This window comes from Escherichia sp. AM3 (assembly GCF_032029835.1).
In the GTDB taxonomy this organism is placed as follows: domain Bacteria; phylum Pseudomonadota; class Gammaproteobacteria; order Enterobacterales; family Enterobacteriaceae; genus Escherichia; species Escherichia coli.
This window is the reverse complement of sequence record NZ_JAVUPQ010000619.1, coordinates 1-403: the sequence shown is the minus strand read 5'-3', so window position 1 is coordinate 403 and position 403 is coordinate 1. Positions and strand designations below refer to the sequence as shown.

General features: G+C 61.8%; 1 protein-coding gene. It reads right to left on the bottom strand.

What is annotated here, in order from left to right; genetic code table 11:
• Positions 1-403, bottom strand: a 403-nt coding sequence (locus tag RTW80_RS27550) for an ATP-binding cassette domain-containing protein (protein ID WP_312721270.1), incomplete at both ends; no start/stop codon positions are given.

The following is a 403-nucleotide window of genomic DNA, read 5'->3' as shown; positions in this document are numbered from 1 at the left end:
CCGCCACCCGGTCGCTCATGTGCCGGACCACCGAGACGTTGTGCGAGATCAGCACGTAGGTCAGATTTCGCTGCTGTTGCAGGGCAACCAGCAAATTGAGGATCTGCGCCTGGACGGAAATATCCAGCGCGCTGGTGGGTTCATCCAGCACGATGATGTCCGGATCCGAAGAGAGCGCCCGGGCAATAGCGATGCGCTGGCGCTGTCCACCCGAAAACGCATGCGGCAGGCGGTCAAGATATTCCGCCCGAATGCCCACCTGCTGCGCCAGCGTCTCAGCCAGCTGACGACGCTCCCGTTCGCTGCGGCGTTGCTGTATCCACACCGGCTCGGTGATGATGCGCCAGACGGGTAAACGCGGATCGAGGGACGAGAGTGGGTCCTGAAATACCATCTGCATACC